18 protein-coding genes are annotated in these 17,641 nt (G+C 37.2%); 13 read left to right on the top strand and 5 right to left on the bottom strand.

Annotated elements, in window-relative coordinates:
- The first annotated feature begins 29 nt into the window (after positions 1-29).
- The 13 genes from DZ858_RS09730 (at position 30) to DZ858_RS09790 (ending at position 13,943) form a co-directional block, all read left to right on the top strand.
- On the top strand, positions 30-344 hold the full coding sequence (locus DZ858_RS09730) for a single-stranded DNA-binding protein (protein WP_239990769.1): 315 nt from the start codon (positions 30-32) through the stop codon (positions 342-344).
- 84 nt (positions 345-428) lie between these two features.
- A complete protein-coding gene (locus DZ858_RS09735) occupies positions 429-809 on the top strand; it encodes a DUF6876 family protein (RefSeq protein ID WP_117159356.1) in 381 nt (126 codons plus the stop codon).
- A 12-nt stretch (positions 810-821) separates the two neighbouring features.
- Complete coding sequence (locus tag DZ858_RS09740; protein WP_117159357.1) at positions 822-1,019, top strand: hypothetical protein; 198 nt, start codon at positions 822-824, stop codon at positions 1,017-1,019.
- Between the two features lie 443 nt (positions 1,020-1,462).
- Positions 1,463-1,843 (top strand): BfmA/BtgA family mobilization protein, encoded by a 381-nt coding sequence (locus DZ858_RS09745; RefSeq protein WP_117159358.1) that lies wholly within the window; start codon positions 1,463-1,465, stop codon positions 1,841-1,843.
- An 11-nt stretch (positions 1,844-1,854) separates the two neighbouring features.
- The gene (mobB, locus tag DZ858_RS09750; protein WP_117159359.1) at positions 1,855-2,886 is read left to right on the top strand and encodes a MobB family relaxase; all 1,032 of its coding nucleotides are present in this window, start codon (positions 1,855-1,857) and stop codon (positions 2,884-2,886) included.
- Between the two features lie 5 nt (positions 2,887-2,891).
- Positions 2,892-4,484 carry a type IV secretory system conjugative DNA transfer family protein gene (locus tag DZ858_RS09755; protein ID WP_117159360.1) on the top strand — a complete coding sequence of 531 codons (1,593 nt, stop codon included), beginning with the start codon at positions 2,892-2,894 and terminating at the stop codon, positions 4,482-4,484.
- Between the two features lie 294 nt (positions 4,485-4,778).
- A complete protein-coding gene (locus DZ858_RS09760; protein ID WP_117159361.1) occupies positions 4,779-5,096 on the top strand; it encodes a helix-turn-helix domain-containing protein in 318 nt (105 codons plus the stop codon).
- Positions 5,096-7,819: a restriction endonuclease gene (locus tag DZ858_RS09765; protein ID WP_117159362.1), complete on the top strand. Its 2,724-nt coding sequence runs from the start codon at positions 5,096-5,098 to the stop codon at positions 7,817-7,819. The genes DZ858_RS09760 and DZ858_RS09765 overlap by 1 nt, the downstream gene beginning before the upstream one ends.
- A gap of 5 nt (positions 7,820-7,824) precedes the next feature.
- Positions 7,825-8,808 carry a PDDEXK nuclease domain-containing protein gene (locus DZ858_RS09770; protein ID WP_117159363.1) on the top strand — a complete coding sequence of 328 codons (984 nt, stop codon included), beginning with the start codon at positions 7,825-7,827 and terminating at the stop codon, positions 8,806-8,808.
- A 6-nt stretch (positions 8,809-8,814) separates the two neighbouring features.
- Positions 8,815-10,875, top strand: a complete 2,061-nt coding sequence (locus DZ858_RS09775) for a site-specific DNA-methyltransferase (protein WP_117159364.1) — start codon at positions 8,815-8,817, stop codon at positions 10,873-10,875.
- Positions 10,876-10,880: 5 nt separating this feature from the next.
- Positions 10,881-11,336 carry a hypothetical protein gene (locus DZ858_RS09780; RefSeq protein ID WP_117159365.1) on the top strand — a complete coding sequence of 152 codons (456 nt, stop codon included), beginning with the start codon at positions 10,881-10,883 and terminating at the stop codon, positions 11,334-11,336.
- Positions 11,337-11,341: 5 nt separating this feature from the next.
- Complete coding sequence (locus DZ858_RS09785) at positions 11,342-11,530, top strand: hypothetical protein (protein WP_117159366.1); 189 nt, start codon at positions 11,342-11,344, stop codon at positions 11,528-11,530.
- Positions 11,514-13,943 (top strand): coiled-coil domain-containing protein, encoded by a 2,430-nt coding sequence (locus DZ858_RS09790; protein ID WP_117159367.1) that lies wholly within the window; start codon positions 11,514-11,516, stop codon positions 13,941-13,943. Before DZ858_RS09785 ends, DZ858_RS09790 begins: the two co-directional genes overlap by 17 nt.
- Here the strand turns inward: DZ858_RS09790 and DZ858_RS09795 are convergent.
- From DZ858_RS09795 to DZ858_RS09815, 5 genes are read right to left on the bottom strand one after another with little or no spacing between them, the layout of a single operon-like run.
- Positions 13,928-14,314, bottom strand: coding sequence for a nuclear transport factor 2 family protein (locus DZ858_RS09795; RefSeq protein ID WP_117159368.1), 387 nt, complete (start codon positions 14,312-14,314; stop codon positions 13,928-13,930). The genes DZ858_RS09790 and DZ858_RS09795 overlap by 16 nt on opposite strands.
- Before the next feature lie 7 nt (positions 14,315-14,321).
- Entirely contained in the window at positions 14,322-15,155 is an 834-nt protein-coding gene (locus tag DZ858_RS09800) for a DUF4138 domain-containing protein (RefSeq protein ID WP_117159369.1), read from the bottom strand.
- Between the two features lie 31 nt (positions 15,156-15,186).
- The gene (traM, locus tag DZ858_RS09805) at positions 15,187-16,116 is read right to left on the bottom strand and encodes a conjugative transposon protein TraM (protein WP_117159370.1); all 930 of its coding nucleotides are present in this window, start codon (positions 16,114-16,116) and stop codon (positions 15,187-15,189) included.
- Between the two features lie 54 nt (positions 16,117-16,170).
- Positions 16,171-16,785, bottom strand: a complete 615-nt coding sequence (locus tag DZ858_RS09810) for a conjugal transfer protein TraK (protein ID WP_117159371.1) — start codon at positions 16,783-16,785, stop codon at positions 16,171-16,173.
- An 11-nt stretch (positions 16,786-16,796) separates the two neighbouring features.
- On the bottom strand, positions 16,797-17,639 hold the full coding sequence (locus tag DZ858_RS09815; RefSeq protein ID WP_117159372.1) for a hypothetical protein: 843 nt from the start codon (positions 17,637-17,639) through the stop codon (positions 16,797-16,799).
- Between the last annotated feature and the right edge of the window lie 2 nt (positions 17,640-17,641).

Raw genomic sequence — 17,641 nt, forward strand, 5'->3', positions numbered from 1 at the left:
TGAGTACTTTAAAAAATCACGTATAGTTAATCGGAAACGTTGGACAAGAACCAACCATTACAAACCTTGAAAACGGTAAGAAGGTAGCCCATTTTTCACTCGCAACTAATGAGTATTACAAGGATGCCAAAGGCCAAAAGCAAACAGAAACCAATTGGCATACGATTGTAGCTTGGGGCAAGACTGCCGAAATCATTGAAAAATATGTAGGCAAAGGAAAGGAAGTAGGCGTTACAGGGAAATTAAAATCCCGAAGCTACGAGGACAAAGACGGTATCAAGCGATATGTTACCGAAATTGAAGCAAATGAAATCCTTTTACTGGGAAGTAAAAACGACAAGTAGGATTTTAAAAAGTAAAGAGGGCGTAACCGTCAAAAGATGCGCCCCCTTTTTTCATTATTAACATAACAATAAACAATAGAAACAATGAAAGTACAAGTTAACGAAATCAAAGAGGGATTGCAACACTTTCACGGTTCTGAAATGTTCTACCAAATCCCATTACTGAAAACCCGTTTTACCAACGGACTTAAATATTTGGCAGAAGCTGCGGAATGTTTTTGGCTCATTACAGACGTTTCCGTTTTTGCAAAGAGCCTAATGGATAAAAGTTATTTTATAACTATCGACTTTAAAAGGTTACCCAAGCAAAAACAGAATTATACTGGGTATGAAGCAGAAATAACATACAGCGATGGCAACGGGAAAATTTTTGCAAAACACGGTTATCGTGCAACCGATTTTCCATTGGACGAATTACGGTTATTTTTTATCGATAATACGTTGATGTTACCAAGCGAGTATTAAAAATACAAAGCTATGGTATATCTAAATTTTACAGACTTGAGCGAAGAAGCTCAAAATCGACTTTTAGAAAATTCTAAAAAAGATGTGGAACGAAAATTTGGCGATAGTATTCATAAATACGTAAAAGAAAATTATACCTGTTTTGAAACGATGATTGAGGAAGTAGCACTTCGGAATCTATATTCCTATAAATACGTATTCAATATATAATTTTAAATATTAAATACCCAAACACCTCTGAATTTTTAGGGGTGTTTTTGTGTGTGATTAATGTTAAGTCAAGAAAAAATTGTATCTTTAATTTGCTAAAATACAACATACATAATTTTATATAGCTATCCATTTTTGACTTTCGCTGATAGCTGTATCCATCTATTTTTTACATATCGGAATTTGAATAATTCCGAAACAGGCAATCGGCTTTTTTGGCCGGGTTGTATGAAATTTTTGTCCCGCTCGCGGGACGAAAATGGAATAGCAAGAGGGTAACACGCGATGCGGTGTTACGTGTTCCATTTTCGGTTTAATTCATTGATTTTTAAGTAATTAAAAATAAATTAAATTTTTTAATTTCTACAATTTGCGTCAAATGGCTTGAAAACGCCAGTAAACAGGGATGGATTTACGTCAAATCTTCAAAAAAGCGAAAGAAAATGGATTCATTCATCACTATTAGGTTCAAACGAAAAACTGCCAAACGTTTTCAGAAATTTTCAAAAACACACTTTAAGACCCATTCCGAGGCAATGGAAGCCATGCTTGATTTTTTCTTCTACAATGAGATTTCCCCAAAAGAAAAGCTTGGACCCACCGGACGTACCATGGAAGCCAAACTCTTAAAAAGAATTAACGCCGTCATTGCCATAATCAGAGATATAGAAAAGACGCAGACCAAACCCACAGTGGCGATGCTTCAGTCTCTTTTTAAAATCGATGAACCTAAAAAGAAGCCCCTGATGCTGGAAAAGAAATTTACTGAAGAAAAGAAGCAAGTCCGTTTTCGGGAAAAACATAATTCAAATAACCAATTATAAATAGTTGTGCCATGTACATCACAATCACCCCTCAAAAACTAGGTAGCAAGTACGCACAAAGTTCAGCGGATTTTGTGGGGTACTTGGAAAAGGAAAACCAAGGCTTGAAGCAACAGGAAATGGAACACTTTTTTAATCAATACAGCGATGAGATACCTGCTGAGGAAGTGGTAAAAGAAATTGATGGTAATACCGCTAAGCTGAAAAAGAAGGAACCCAAATTTTATTCGATTACCGTTAGTCCCTCTAAGTATGAATTGAACCGATTGCAGAACAATAGCCAAGATTTAAAAACCTACACCCGTGAGCTGATGAAGGACTATGTCGCCAGTTTCAATCGGGAAATCAATGGACGAGCCATAACCATCGATGAAATAAAATACTATGCAAAAATTGAATACCAACGTACCTTTAAAGGAACGGATAAAGAGATACGGGAAAACCAACCCTATGCTACCAAAATAGTACAACTAAAAAATAAGATAAGAACGATAGAACAGGGAAGGAGAGAAGGAGATATTAAATGGATGGAAAAACAAATTGCCAAATTGGAACGGCAAGCACCACACCAGCAAAATGGGAAACGTATTGTCCAAGGAATGCCAAAGTCAGGAAACCAAAGTCACATCCATATTATTGTGAGCCGGAAGGATGCATCCAATACGTTCAGTCTTTCTCCAGGAAGTAAACACAAAGCTTCGGAAGTTAAAATGCACGGAAAGAAAGTAAAGCGGGGTTTTGATAGAGATACCTTTTTCGCAAAGGCGGAAAAAACTTTTGACAAGACTTTTGGCTATAAACGCAATTTTGCTGAAACCTATAAGGCGAGAAAAACCTTTGTAAAAAATACCAATGCCTATTTCAATGCTCTGATGAAACTGCCAGCAAATGAAAAAGCGTTAGCATTCAAAATCATAGGTAAAACAGGAATGCCGATTCTCCCAAATATCCCAGTTAGTCAAACACAATTAGCACTTCGGGTTTTTAAAAGACTAAGACGAGGCGCAGAAGTGGCCATAAAATCAAGTTCCATCGGAATCTAATTGATATGCAAATAGACAATCTTATAGCAATACTTTCAATTATTGGTTTGACCAGTACCGTTTTCTATGCGCTATTTCGAATAAGTAGATATGCTTTTCTTTTGAATATCATGTTACTTTCAACTTTGGTATTCTATATGTCAGATGAAAACGAATTGGTGTCGCTGATGCTTTACTTGGTTTGTCCACTTTTGCTAATTAATGCAGGGTTATACGTTTTTCTGTATAAACCTGAAAACCTACAAAATAGCGATAGAAAATATCAAGTCAGTTTTACCACGACCAAAGGGAATTTCAAACTGGATAATATCAAACGTGGTGCATCCATCATCGGGTCTGCTGGAAGTGGCAAGACCGAAAGTGTGGTTTATGGATTTTTGAAACATTTCCGAAAAGAAGGTTTTTTTGGGATTATTCACGATTATAAGGACTTTGAATTGACGGAAATGGCATACCCCCTTTTTAAAGATGGCGAGGTCCCTTTTAAGGTCATTTCCTTCGATAAAATCATCCACAGGGTAAATCCAATCGCTCCACGCTATTTAGAGGACGAGGAAAGCGTAAACGAGGTGTCAAGGGTATTAATCGAAAACCTTTTAGAGCAAAGAGAAAGCGGAACAACCGGAACTACAAAATTTTTCAATGATGCTGCCGAAGGGTTGATAGGTGGATTGATTTGGAAGCTAAGAACTACCTACCCGCAGTTTTGCACATTACCACATCTAATTGCCGTTTATCAATATCTAGATACGGACACTCTAATCCAGTTTTTAGAAACCAACACCATATCACGGGCAATGGCTGATGCTTTTATCAGCGGCAAAGATTCCGAAAGACAGACCGCTGGAGTAAAAAGCACCTTGGCCAATGCCCTTAAGCGAATTAGCACTCAACGGATCTTTATGACATTGTCCGCAGACGAAGTACCACTCAATATAAATAGTCCAGAAAATCCTTGTGTGATTTCGATTGTTAACAATCCAAAATTTGAAACTTCGTATTCGCCAGTCATCGCAACGATTATTCACACCATCACAAAGCAAATGAGCGTGCGGAACTCCAAACCTTCTTTCTTATTAATGGAAGAAGCACCGACTTTACGGTTATTAAATATGCATCGTATCCCAGCCACCTTGCGTAGTTACGATATCGCCACCATATATGTAATGCAAGACAAGATTCAGAACGATATGATGTATGGAGATAAAGCAAGTAAGGCAATTTTAAGCAACCTTTCTTATCAGTTTTTTGGAAAGGTAAACGATCCAGACACCGCCAAATATTACGAACGCTTTTTTGAAATCGTAAAAAATCCGACCAAAAGCGTAAGCCGAGGCCATAATCTGGATTTTGACACACGAATCACAACAGGGGAGAAGGAGATTCCAAAGATTAGGGCTGATGTTTTCTTTCGGTTAAAACAAGGTGAGTTTATTACTTATGCCGATGGGAAGGATAAAAAAGTACAGTTTAAATTACAGAAGATTCAGCGAGAACTTCCCGAAAAATCAAAACAATTTACGCAAGCTGATCTAGAGGCTAATTTTGAACGGGTTTATGAGGAGGCGAGGTCGATTTTTGATTCGTCGAAAGAATAATAAGGCTTTTACAACTGAATCATGGTTTTTTACAATTCGGGACTCACTGTGTCCCGAATTGAATTCACCATCAGAAATAATATGCATCCACCACTGTTCTCGCCCTAATAAAACGTGGTGGTGCAATAGGTGGTGTAAATGGTGGTGAAATCATCAGCCGATCAACACTATTAAAACAAAAGGTAATTTCACCCTTGTTAATAACTCATTAACACAATCTTCATCTCTTTCTTGGAGTTTTCATTATAATTGACAAGTTTTGTCAAATCAAATTCATCAACTCATAGTTGTCAAATGAAAAAGAATAATTCCGTTGGGGAAATATTGAGAAAGCATCGAGAAGAGAAAGGCTTATTGCTTAGACAAGTGGCAGCGCTTTTGGATATCGATACGGCTATCCTAAGTAAAATTGAGCGTGGGGAACGTAAAGCAAAGAAGGAACAGATTGTTCAATTGGCAAAAATTCTCGACTTAAATCAGGAAGATCTTATCGTTCAATACTTGAGTGAAAAGATACTCTATGAAATTCAAGATGAAGAATTAGGAGAAAAAGCTTTGAAAGTGGCTGAGCAGAAAATTAAATATAACAACACTAAGAACAAGGAAGTTTAATGGGAATCAAGTTAGAAGAATTAGCATACCAGCAAACAGCCATTAAATCGGTCGTTGATGTTTTTGATGGCACGGTCAAAAATACCTTTGACAATTCGAGTAATGAGGGTATTCGTTCCAATAGAATTTCACTTTCTGCGGAAGAAATACAGGAGAATATTAAATCGGTCATTCAGGAAAATGGAATTATCGAAGAAACTGCCAAACTTACACCCGAACGGGAATTGACCATCGAAATGGAAACCGGGACTGGAAAAACCTTGGTCTATCTAAAAACCATTTATGAGCTTTATAAACAATACGGTTTTACCAAGTTTATCATCCTGGTCCCTTCAGTAGCGATCCGTCAAGGGGTGCTCAATACGTTGGAAACTTTTGATACCCAATTAGAAGAAATATACGGGTTCACCCCTAAAGCCTTTGAGTATGATAGCAAGCGTCTGAATAAGGTGACGAATTTTATTGAGGAACAACATCCGCAAATAATGATTATGACCTTGGCTTCTTTCAATTCAGAAGACAAGATATTGAACCAAGCCCAACGTGAAGATTTGTTTGCCAATATTCCTTTTATTGAAGCAATTGGACGCACCAATCCTTTTATTATAATGGATGAGCCACAGGAAGGGATGGACACTCCCAATTCCATCAAGCAGATTAAAAAACTCAATCCACTATTTAAATTACGGTATTCTGCTACACACAAGGTTTCTAAAAACAAACTGTATCGTCTAACTCCTTACGATAGTTACAAAGATGGTTTGGTTAAAAAAATAGAGGTGCTTACCGTTACCGAAAAAAATGATGAAGCCACGCTAAAGCTTGAGTTTTCAGATGTTCAAAACAAGAACGGAAATATAAAAGTAAAAATAAAAGCTTGGCACCAGATGGCCAGCGGAAAAATTCAGTTCAAGAATACAGCTTGGTTAAAAAATGGCGACAATCTTGGAGAGAAAACTAATAATCCAAGTTACCTAAATTATAAAATAGAACGTGTTCAAAAGAGTCTCCGAACCCAAAAATGGTCAGTAACTTTTTCAAATGGTGTAGAAATCTTAGAAAAACAGGCTTCTGGAAACGTGCAAAGTATTTGGGAACTACAATTGGAATGGCTCATTATTAGACACTTTACTAAAAAGCAAAAACTACGGGAACAAGGAATAAAATGTTTATCCCTGATTTTTATCGATAAGGTGGCCAACTATGTGAGCGATGACCCCATCATCAAAAAAATATTTATAGAAAAATACAAAGCACTATATCCAGAATTCCACGACAACCAAGTGCCAACCGCCGAGCATATAGAGTTAATTCAGGGTTCATATTTTGCCAAGACGGGTAAAGGCGAATTTACGGATAGCGAAAATTCAATGCGGAAAAACAGCGATGTATTTGATGCTATATTGAAAGATAAAGAAGGTTTGCTCAATTATGGTGACAGCGTGGCCAATAAAATCGAGTTTATCTTTTCACATTCCGCTTTGGGAGTAGGTTGGGACAATCCCAATATTTTCAACATTGCTACCTTGAGTAATTCCTATTCAGAAATCAAAAAACGACAGGAGATTGGTCGAGGCTTACGAATATGTGTTAATGATAAGGGAAACCGCGTTTATGACAAACCCGATGTTTCCGATGCTGAACGTATCAATCAGCTTACGGTAATCCCAAATGAAACCTATGAAACTTTTGTAACTCAATATCAGGAGGAAATCAAAGAGGTTTACGGTAGTTCAACTGCTGGAGCAGGAATGACCCATACCCATAAGGGAAAGCCACAAAATGAGGTTCGATTCAAGCGGAATGATAACGAAAATATTAATAAAGCCTTTAAGCGGTTCTGGACTGCACTCGCTAAAAAAACCAATTATACCGTGGCCTTTAATGAAGAAGCTCTTATTGAAAGAAACCGGGAAGCGCTTAACCAAATCGATATAGCCGATTATGTGGCCGAGGTAAGCAGCCGATCTATTAGTTCTATTACTGAAGAAGAATTGAAAGATGAATTTGGTGGGAGTGAAAGCTATAAACTGAAAGCCAGTTATACAGCGCTGGATTTGGTGGAAGAACTCAGTGAAAATACAGGATTGAGCTATACAACTACCTTTGCTATCATTCGGGATATTGACCACGCCCATTTTGCCAAAAATCCACCACAGTTTATCCACCGTGCTTCGGCACTCATTAAAAATATCGAATTGGAAGAAATGTTACGTGGTCTGGATTATCAGGTAACCAACGAAACCTTTCCTTTCGATTTTGAAGATTTTGTAAAACAATTGGATGATAAACGCTATACGTTAACCCCAAAACGCGGGGTTTTTGATAAAACCTTGGTGGATAGCGAAGTAGAACATAAGTTTGCTTTGACTGCCGATAATGATGATGAAGTGGTCTGTTTTCTTAAACTGCCTTCCTATTATAAAATCAAAACACCCATTGGCGAATACGAACCTGATTTTGGCATCGTGATGAAACGCAAAAGTTTAAAAGATGGTGCGGTAAATGAATTCTATTTTGTTATTGAAACAAAGGGAACAAACGATATTAACGATAAAAAATCTTTGAAGGAAAGTGAAGTGTATAAAATAAAATGTGCACTCAAACATTTTGAGGCATTAGGTGTGGATGTAAAATACAAAGCCCCGGTCAAAGAATATGACTATTTTAAAACCGAAGCCCAAAAGGATGTTGAAAAAGGACAAGAAATAAAAGTAAATTAAAATTGATGAAACCCAGTAAATCACATAACGCCCTTCTTCAAGAAATAAGAGGTATTTTAAATCAAGCCCGCCAACAGGCTGCTACGGCAGTTAATTCGGCGATGGTATTTGCTTATTGGGAAATAGGCAAACGTATTGTGGAAGAAGAACAGAACGGTAGCCAAAGAGCAGAATACGGCACCTATTTATTAAAAGAACTTGCAGAAAATTTGAGTAATGATTTTGGTAAAAGCTTCGATGCCCGTGAACTGCGTAGGATTCGGCAGTTTTACCTAAGTTTTCCAATTCGGGACACAGTGTGCCCCGAATTGAGTTGGTCACATTATCGCTTGTTAATACGAATAGAAGATAAAGCCGTAAGGCAATTTTATTTAGAGGAATCGATTAGCCAACATTGGAGTGTCCGAAAGCTGGATCGTAATATCAGCAGTCAATATTATCAACGCATTTTATCCAGTCAATCCAACAAGGAAATTACTTCGGAAAGTAGCGAATTATCTCAATTGGACTTTATTAAAAACCCTTACGTGCTCGAATTTCTTGACCTTCCAGCCAATTTAACGCATAAAGAAAAGGATATCGAGAAGGGAATCATTGCCCACCTACAAACTTTTCTATTGGAATTGGGTAAAGGTTTTGCCTTTGTTGCACAACAAAAATTGGTACGTACCGAAACCTCCGATTTCTTTATCGACCTGGTGTTTTACAATTACCATCTTAAATGTTTTGTAGTCATTGATATTAAAAGTGGAAAATTGAGCCATCAGGATATCGGGCAGTTGGATATGTATGTACGGATGTTTGATGAACGCGAAAAATCTAAAAACGATAATCCCACGATTGGGATTTTGCTATGTGCTGACACCGATAATGTGGTAGCAAAATATTCGGTGCTCAATGATAAGAAAAACCTTTTTGCCTCCAAATACCAAATGTACCTACCCAGTGAGAAGGAACTGCAAAAATTTATTGAAAAAGACCTTGAATAATAGATTATGAGCGATACCAAAGAAACCATAGAAAACCCCTTGGAGAAAGTACAGTCACACGACTGGAACAAAGAACGGCTGGAACAATTAAAACAATTGATGCCGGATCTTTTTACCAATGAAGGAAAGTTGAATAGTAACGAACTCCTAAAAGTGGTTGATCCCAAAAGCGTAAGTGAAACTGAACGCTATGAATTTCGTTGGTTTGGAAAAAGCAAGGCCAAAAGGGAAGCTTTTACACCCACTAACGCTACATTGGTTTATGACGAAGAACGAAGCGTGAACCCCGACAATAGCGAAAATCTCATTATTGAAGGCGAAAACCTGCAAGTGCTCAAGTTGTTGAGCAATAGTTACCGGGAACAGGTCAAGTGCATCTATATCGATCCGCCATATAATAAAGACAAAGATTTTGTATATCAAGATACGTGGAAACAAGACGTAAAATCCTATTGGGAGGATGCTGAAATGATGGAGAATGGCGTAAAGGTCGATACCAATTCGGAGTCAGATGGGCGTTTTCACAGTAATTGGCTGAATATGATGTATAGCAGATTACTCATTGCAAGACAACTGTTAAAGGAAGATGGGGTTCTGTTTATTTCGTTAGATGACAGTGAAATCCATCATTTAAGAAAGCTGTGTGATGACGTTTTTGGGGAAGAAAACTTTATTGAATGTATAACTTGGAACAAAAGAGTACCTAAAAATGACAAAGGTATTGGGAATATTCACGAATATATTTTGCTCTATGTAAAGAATTCTTCTTTTAAACACGAGTTTACGATGAAGAAGGGTGGTATTGAGGAGATTAATAAACTATTATCAAAGTTAAAAAGACAGAAAAAAACAATTGCTCAAGCAGAAAAGGAAATAAAAAGACTGTATAAAAAAAGGGATTTTGATAGAGGAATTACTCTATATAATTCTTTAAGTGAAGATTATAGGTTATGGGGTAAAATAAATATGAGTTGGCCTAATGCTGATACTTTTGGGCCAACCTACACAGTCAAACATCCCAAAACAGGCAAGCCGGTCAAAATTCCTGATAGAGGTTGGCGGTGGAAAGAAGATACCTTTAACGATGCCGCAAATCTTGAAGACGGTAAATATAAAAATGTTATTGAATTACACGATGGAAGTTTTCTCTGTGGTAAAATATGGTTTAGTAATGATGAAAATACCCAACCAAGTTCTATAACGTATTTTGATGAAGTCCAGCGATTTTTATTAAGGTCCATTCTTTCAACTAAAAGTGACGGAGGAATTGAGATTGAAAAGCTTTTCGAAGGAAAAAGTTTCTTTTCATATCCTAAACCCAGCAGATTGATCAAATTATTATTTGATTCAATTCCTGCTAGAAATAATGATATTTTTCTTGACTTTTTTGCTGGGTCTGGAACAACTGGACAAGCCGTACAAGAGCTGAACGAAGAAGATGGCTTAAGGAGAAACTATATTTTAGTTCAATTTCCAGAGGCTGCTGAAGAAAAAAGCGAAGCCTTTAAAGCAGGTTATAAAAAATTAAGCGACATTACCATTGAGCGAAACAAACGCGTGATTGATAACATCATTGCTGAAAAGAAGAAAGAAACACCCGATTTATTTACTAAAGATGAAACTAAAAAAGAACAATTGAAAGGCTTGGGCTTTAAAGTGTTTAAATTGGTCAAATCCAATTTTCCAAGGGTAGAATACGCTCCCGATCCCGAGAAGTCTGATGAAGAAAATGTCACGCTGCTCAAAAAATATATTACCGAAAAAGAAGCCCAGCTCGTTTCTGCCTTTAACCGCGAAGAACTTATAACCGAAATATTAATCAAAAATGGTTTTCAACTCAACTATACCTTAGAAAAACAAGAACAGTTCAACCAGAATGACATCTTTTTGGCCTCAGACGGCGAAAAAGAAACCTTGATTTGTCTGGATGTAAGCCTAGCAGACGAAACCGTTGCTTATTTTAAAAGCCATACTGACCAGAAGTTAATTGTTTTGGAACGAGCCTTGGACACCACCAAAAAGTGGAATTTGAAGCATTATATGGGAGATAAGTTTAATGCATTTTAATTGGTATGACAAATGAAGTAACTATATATTTTGACAGCCCTAAGCCATTTATACCGTCTAATATTAGACCTTTAAATGGTATTGCAGGACTCTACTTTATTTTTAGTCAATCAATCGATATTCGATATCCATTCGAGACTTCGAAATTGTTGTACATCGGTATGAGCGAAAAAAGAACTAACAGTATAGGAAGTAGATTAATTGGACATTTCGATGGAAAGTCTAAGAATGTTGGATTATCGAGTTATAGACAAGTTGAACCACTTTTGTTTACTTATATTAATTTCGAAATGCTGCGAAATATATGGCAATTTAGAATTGAAGATTTAGAGAGTTATTTTATTTTGAATTTTGTTGAGCATTATGGGGTTTATCCCATTTGTAATAATAAAACAGGATTTGAAATTTTGAACAATACGCTTACCACAAGTTTTAAAATTGATTGGAAATATTTTAAGTAAAAGCTATGGAAGAAAAAGTAAAATCAGGAAAAGAAATATTAGACGATTTTTTCGAAAATATTGGTACAATCAAAAACGTTGATCCTGAAATCGCAAAGATGTTGAACAAGTTATATAATGATGACAAGTTAACAGATACCAATGTCAAAAATGAATTACAAACTTTAAGAGAAACGGATGTCAGTAAAGATTAAAAATATAAGCATTAAAGGAATTAGGGGAGCAAAAGAAAGCTTAGAACTACCTTTAAACGGAAGATCTATTTTGCTTTATGGAGACAATGGAACTGGGAAGAGTAGTATTTCTGATGCGCTGGAATGGTTTTACACAAACAGGGTTTCCCATCTTTCAAGTGGTGAGATTGATTTAAAGGATGCTTTAAGAAACGCCACACTCACTGACGAAGATGTATCTGAAGTAAGTGTTTCTTATATTAAAGGAGAAGCTTTTAACGCTACCAAATCCTTATTTGTTAAGCGTGGTAAACTTGGTTCCGAGTTTACCAATACAACCGAAGAGTTCGGAAAATACCTTGATAATTCCACGAAGGAAAACTTGCTTCTACGGTATCAATATCTCAGGGATTTTATTGATAATACCAAAGGTGACAAGCTCAAATATTTATCTGATATCATTGGCTTTTCTGAGGTTACCAAAAAAAAGGATGTATTAAGGAAAAGTTACAACTCACTAAAAACTGAAATAAAAAATCAAAATTTTGAAGCGCAAATAAACACTCAAAAAGAGGTTCTTATTAAAAAAATTGGAGCCGCAATTAGCCGGAAAGAAGATTTGATTGAAGTTATAAATAAAAAAACAGCTCCTTTGAAAACTGGTATTGAGGTGAAAGAAATTGAGGATATCGATTCTCTTCTTGAGCATCTTAAGAAAGGGACTAATAATAAGCTTAATGAAGAACTGACTTTTTTGGAAAAGGTCAAAGCTACTACAGATACTCTGAAGTCAGAAATTGAATTCATAAATAAAGAGTATGACAAATATTATGAAGAATTTGAAAAAATAGCGGAAGATGTTGAAAGTATAATGCAAACTTTTCTCGCAGAACTACTGAAAACTGGTGATACTGTTTTAGCGAAAAAATACCATAAGGATGAAAGTTGTCCGCTTTGTCTTCAACCCAAAAATATTGAAGACTTACGCAATGAAATCGCTGCGAGGCTTAAGGAAATTGAAGAGTCTTCAAAGAAAAAAGCACTTTTTGATAAAGCAAAACAATCTATAGGGGCCATAACGGTAGAACGCATAAAAAGACTGGATAATTTACTATTGGAAAAGTTGATTAAGCAGGAAGAACACAAGGCAATTGAAGCGGGAACAACTGCTTTAAAAGAAAAAATCGAAAAATTCCAAAGAGCCAGTGTTGAAAAGGTAACTTCAGGAAATAAAATTCCTAATAAAGATACGGTCGGATTTCAAGCATCGGACTTCGATTTTCAATCTGTGATTATAAATAGAATAAAAGAAATTAAAAAAATTCAGGAAAAAGATAATTCAGCGGTGGTTTATTCTAATGTTTCCTCCTCAAAGGATGCTTTTGTAAAAATAAAATACTTTGAAAAACAACGTATAAAATTAGAGAAGCAAAGAAAAACCTTAGAGATTATTTACAACGAATTCATTAAAAAACAAAAGGAGGGTCTGGAAAACTTCATTAGTACTTTTTCCGAAAAAATCAATGGGTTTTATCAATATATGAACCCTGACGAACCATTTCAGGAAATAAAAATTGTTACTATTGGAGAAGATGATGAACTGAATGGTATCACAATAGAATATGAATACAATGGAGAATGGGTTTCACCACCTCAAAAATATTTTAGTGAATCACATTTGAACTGTTTTGGACTTTCATTCTTTTTAGCATCTGTAGAAGCTTTTAATGACAATAATGACTTTGTGCTTCTTGACGACGTGATTTCCAGTTTCGATACTAATCATAGAAAAAGATTTGCTGAGTTGATTTTTGAAAAGTTTTCAAAATATCAGATTATTCTACTTACTCACGAATATGATTGGTTCAAAAATTTCGTTAGTCCTTTGGCCAAGAAGAAAAATTGGATTATAAACGAAATTAAGTGGACTGAGGATAAAGGTACATTTTTGGATGAAAAACCTAACGAATTGAAAGAGCGTATAGAAAAGTCCATCGCCGAAAGTGAAATTGAAGGTTTGGGTAACCCAATAAGGATTTATTTAGAACATTCACTTAAGGAAATATGCATAAACTTAGACGTAAAAGTAAGTTTTAGGTATAATGACTTTAATGAAAAGCGAATGCCTGATGAACTAATAAACGCATTAAAATCCCGAATAAAGGATAAAAGTAAGGAACTTAAGAAAGAGCTTCCTACAATTGAGCGTGTAGCTAATTCAGCATTATTTGGAAATCTACTTTCCCACGATAACCCTTTCAATCCGAAAATTGGGGATTTGAAAGCATTTTGGTCCGATATCTTAGCGTTGGAAAATATATTCGTTTGCGATAAAGAAGATTGTCGAAGACCGAGAGTCTCATTGAAAAATTACGATAATGTAGCAAAGAATGTTAGATGTGGCTGTGGGCAGACTACTTATGAATGGAAATAAGAGGTTTTAAAAAGGCCTTTCTCCCTAGGTCCTTGCTGTGTGACCTTCCAGTGACCATCAACTTTCAACAGCATGAATAATTCAGGATTTTCTTCATAGGACGTCGTAAACCTGACCCAAGCTGTCTTATCATCGGCAGTTTCTTCCAGGACTTTAAAATTGGAATCCCCGGATTTGCCTGCTGCCATTAAATCCTGTATCGATTTTAGACCTTCATAGCCTTCGGGGGTGGTATATTTTTTCAAGGCCGTATTATCTTTATTGTAGAAACTTTCCACTACGATTTTTGAAGTTTCGCTCGGCGAAAGATCTTGTTTTCCGGCACAGGCAAGGAATAAACATAAGACTGAGCAAATAACGATATTTTTCATAACGAAGTTAATTTGGGTTGTTGATAAATCTATGCGAAATTTTTAATTTCAAGTTCTTTTCCCCGTTCTTTTCGTTAAGCTCTAAAACCGCCCTGCGGTCATTGCTTATCGAGAATTTTGGCAGCACGTAAACCAATCTTTCGGTTTGATTTTCGGCTACTTTGGAGGGCAAATTATATTTAAAAATAGGCTTCTGATAAAGACGTTGCAATGATTTCTTTTTACCTTTTTGTCTCGTCTCAACCGAGAGTTTTAAGAAATTCAGATAGTAATCCAAGGTCGATCTATTTTCAATTTGGATCACGAAATACAGTTCTTCTTTGTCGAAAACAATGTTTTCAACACTTAAAACGATGCCCTCGTTCCGTTTTTTTATCCGGCCAATCCGTTGCTTTCGATCAAGTAGATAGGAACAGAATTTTTGGTAATAATAGATATTGTTTTCTAACGCTGTCTTGGACTCATCAACTTTAGCCGAATCAGCAAAAATGGGCTTTTCATTGCCGATGCTACCGGATTTCGATACAAAATAGTTCAGCTTAGTAAGCTGCTTTTTATACCTTACAATATACGAAAAAACCGAACCATTTCTGTTGACCACCAGAAGATTGCTTTCCTTTCCCGGCTTTGCCTGAAGCAATCCAAAATACTGTTCTTTCTCGCGGTTATAGGTAAACACAAAATTGTCCGATCCCGTAATCCCTTGGCGGATGGGTTCTGGGAAGAACAGGGCGACGTTCTTTTGATCATTGGCATAAATTGTATCGAGTGCAATAGGCGTCTGCGCTTTAGTGAGTGTGCTAATACTTAGAAATATGGAAGTGAGAAGAAGATTTTTCATAAGATTGAGTTTTTAAATGCCCATTATGGGCTCATAATTTGGGTTTTAGGATCAGTTTGTAGTTGTTGAGCACGGTAACCTTAACATTCCGGTTGTTGCGCTGGAATATCTTTTTGAACCCACTTATCTGTGGCACTCCGGCGATATTGATATCGTCCACCATATCGCCAATGACCTCGGTGGAAACCTGTGCACGAAAGTTGTTTTCCACATAAACCCCTTCACTACCGTCCTGTAGGTCGAAGGCTTTCAGTTTTGTGGGCTTATGTTTGATATTCTCGATCTCGATCAAAACCCGATTGGGCCCAAAACTGATAAAACCGTAAATTGGTGTGTTTTTCGGAATTTGTTTACTATTAATGCTAGCCGCTTTGGTCAGGCGCATCCGCAACCGCGAATTGGCCTTGACGACTTGATCGCCATCCACTACGGCATAAATAGCGGCATCGGTTGTACCGGAAACGGAAACAGCACTTTCTTTTGGGTCAGAGGCAAAGAACAACTGGTGTTCCAGCCCCATTTCCTTGGCATCAATTTTTTGTTCGGCCTTAATTGCTGCGGAATCCACTACTTTTGCGACCTTGGTAACCGTTTTCTTATCGCCATTATTCCGATAACTTTTTTCGGAATACCTGATTTTCCCTGCGGAGTAAATACTGTCCACAATGCGCTCCTTTTCCCGTTCAGGTAAATCAGCATCATAAAAGCCTAGGGAATCGATCAATTTTTCATCGTAGATGCTCGGGGCATTAGTTTCACGCACTTCCTTTAAATCATTGATGGCATCCAGTTTGGAATCATATTCCTTTTGATCCTCTTCCAGTTTTGGGACCGCTGTTTCTTTAAGGTTCTCGTTCCCGCTATCCTCATCGCCCATCACCATCACGGAATAGGAAATCAGGAATAGGAATATCACGGCCAAGACGGCCGCAAATACTATTTTGTTTTTTTCGATTTTCATAATCATTGGTTTTTAAATGCCCACCCGCCTAACTGTCGGGCAGGTTATGGGCTTTCAATTTTCATCGTTCAGTTTTTTAAGGGATTTTTCAAAATAGTTGGTAATCAACAGCCCGTGTGGATTGTTGGGGAAGTTCCGATCAACGGCAATGAGGTTTCCGGTGGAAACCAGTTCATAGGTATCGGTTATTGATCCCCGGTTAATCTCAAAAACGGTAACCGTCCTGAACGTGTAAACCCCGTTCTTTTCTTCGATCTGCGAACCGATGCTCAGTACCTTTTGGACAAGGGAATACTGCAAAAGACGGTTGTAGACTCCGTCTGCCTTTTTTTGCCGATAGAGATTGTCCACGGAACTGTTGCCCAGCCAAAGTGCCTTTTCCAAATTCCGTTCATAATTGCTCGCATCGATGTTATAGAAGTAGTTGTTAAACAATTCCAGATGCGCCAAAGCTTCCACCCTAAAATTCTCTTTTTGTGTAACGAGCTTCAGCGGTATTATACTGCCATCAGTATTAATCGCAAAAGCACTATTGAGTGCCTTTTGATTGGTGTTGAATACCATCCAAATTGAAAAGGTGCTGGACAATAAGGCACAAACAACGACTGCCAAAACGATAAACCGATTTAATTTTAGGACGTTATAGATGTTCTTGTAAGGTGTTTTCATTTTGAATTGAATTAGTTGGTAAAGAGTCTGAGCGTAAAGGATGTGGCACGTCTGTACAATTTGAATTTCAGGAAGACGATAAAGCCAACAGAGCCCAATTGAACGACAGGTGCAAAAAAGCCCTGACCTGTATCGGTTCCGAAGAGATTGACCCAGAAATTGGTGTTGATTTCAGTATAAATGGCATTGATAAACACATTGACCAGAAAGAAGGCTGGTACGAGCATATAGACCGCAGCGTACAACTTAAAGAAGGTATAGGCGAGCGAACGGAACTTTTCAAAAACCGCAAGGCTAATGACCAATGGGAAGAATGCTTGCATTATTCCCAAGAGGAAAAAGCGTTCTGCCAAGAATAGCGGATAGATAAACAAATCCAATATCCAGAGGATGGTACTCAGAATAAAGGCCAATATCTTGAAACCGTAAAGTGGCGTTACCAAAGCCTCGTATAAAAGTGTCATTGCCGAACTTGCAGCATCAAAAAGGCTGACATCTTCCTCTAATGGAATATCCTGCATTTGCAATGGAAGTAACGCAGGTGCCATGCCCCTATATTGTCCCTCTATGGCTACCAATATCCCATCAAAGAATCCTAACACCTGCGTTGAAAATATGACCAATAGGACAATGGCAAAATTCTTGGCCAGTTCCCCCGGACTCAATCCCCAAGTGTAACCATCTTTGTCCGCAATGCCTTCATTGTATTTTTTAAGGATATTGACCAAGAAAAACAGGACAGCGAGCGTTTTCATTCCGGCAATGGTGTATTGCGAAAAGTCGCTGGCTTGTATGGTCTGGAACACCGTATCGATATATTCTAACCCTATCCCTAAAATGATGGTCGCGGTCATCC

The organism is Marixanthomonas ophiurae (genome assembly GCF_003413745.1).
Lineage (GTDB): Bacteria > Bacteroidota > Bacteroidia > Flavobacteriales > Flavobacteriaceae > Marixanthomonas > Marixanthomonas ophiurae.

What these genes read in the sequence shown, in the direction of transcription:
- DZ858_RS09735 (WP_117159356.1), top strand. Translation starts at nt 429, where the DNA reads ATGAAAGTACAAGTTAACGAAATCAAAGAGGGATTGCAACACTTTCAC.
- DZ858_RS09770 (WP_117159363.1), top strand. Translation starts at nt 7,825, where the DNA reads ATGAAACCCAGTAAATCACATAACGCCCTTCTTCAAGAAATAAGAGGT.
- DZ858_RS09765 (WP_117159362.1), top strand. Translation starts at nt 5,096, where the DNA reads ATGGGAATCAAGTTAGAAGAATTAGCATACCAGCAAACAGCCATTAAA.
- DZ858_RS09800 (WP_117159369.1), bottom strand. Translation starts at nt 15,155, where the DNA reads ATGAAAAATCTTCTTCTCACTTCCATATTTCTAAGTATTAGCACACTC.
- DZ858_RS09795 (WP_117159368.1), bottom strand. Translation starts at nt 14,314, where the DNA reads ATGAAAAATATCGTTATTTGCTCAGTCTTATGTTTATTCCTTGCCTGT.
- DZ858_RS09745 (WP_117159358.1), top strand. Translation starts at nt 1,463, where the DNA reads ATGGATTCATTCATCACTATTAGGTTCAAACGAAAAACTGCCAAACGT.
- DZ858_RS09780 (WP_117159365.1), top strand. Translation starts at nt 10,881, where the DNA reads ATGACAAATGAAGTAACTATATATTTTGACAGCCCTAAGCCATTTATA.
- DZ858_RS09760 (WP_117159361.1), top strand. Translation starts at nt 4,779, where the DNA reads ATGAAAAAGAATAATTCCGTTGGGGAAATATTGAGAAAGCATCGAGAA.
- DZ858_RS09785 (WP_117159366.1), top strand. Translation starts at nt 11,342, where the DNA reads ATGGAAGAAAAAGTAAAATCAGGAAAAGAAATATTAGACGATTTTTTC.
- DZ858_RS09755 (WP_117159360.1), top strand. Translation starts at nt 2,892, where the DNA reads ATGCAAATAGACAATCTTATAGCAATACTTTCAATTATTGGTTTGACC.
- DZ858_RS09790 (WP_117159367.1), top strand. Translation starts at nt 11,514, where the DNA reads ATGTCAGTAAAGATTAAAAATATAAGCATTAAAGGAATTAGGGGAGCA.
- DZ858_RS09740 (WP_117159357.1), top strand. Translation starts at nt 822, where the DNA reads ATGGTATATCTAAATTTTACAGACTTGAGCGAAGAAGCTCAAAATCGA.
- traM (WP_117159370.1), bottom strand. Translation starts at nt 16,116, where the DNA reads ATGAAAATCGAAAAAAACAAAATAGTATTTGCGGCCGTCTTGGCCGTG.
- DZ858_RS09810 (WP_117159371.1), bottom strand. Translation starts at nt 16,785, where the DNA reads ATGAAAACACCTTACAAGAACATCTATAACGTCCTAAAATTAAATCGG.
- DZ858_RS09775 (WP_117159364.1), top strand. Translation starts at nt 8,815, where the DNA reads ATGAGCGATACCAAAGAAACCATAGAAAACCCCTTGGAGAAAGTACAG.
- DZ858_RS09815 (WP_117159372.1), bottom strand. Translation starts at nt 17,639, where the DNA reads ATGACCGCGACCATCATTTTAGGGATAGGGTTAGAATATATCGATACG.
- mobB (WP_117159359.1), top strand. Translation starts at nt 1,855, where the DNA reads ATGTACATCACAATCACCCCTCAAAAACTAGGTAGCAAGTACGCACAA.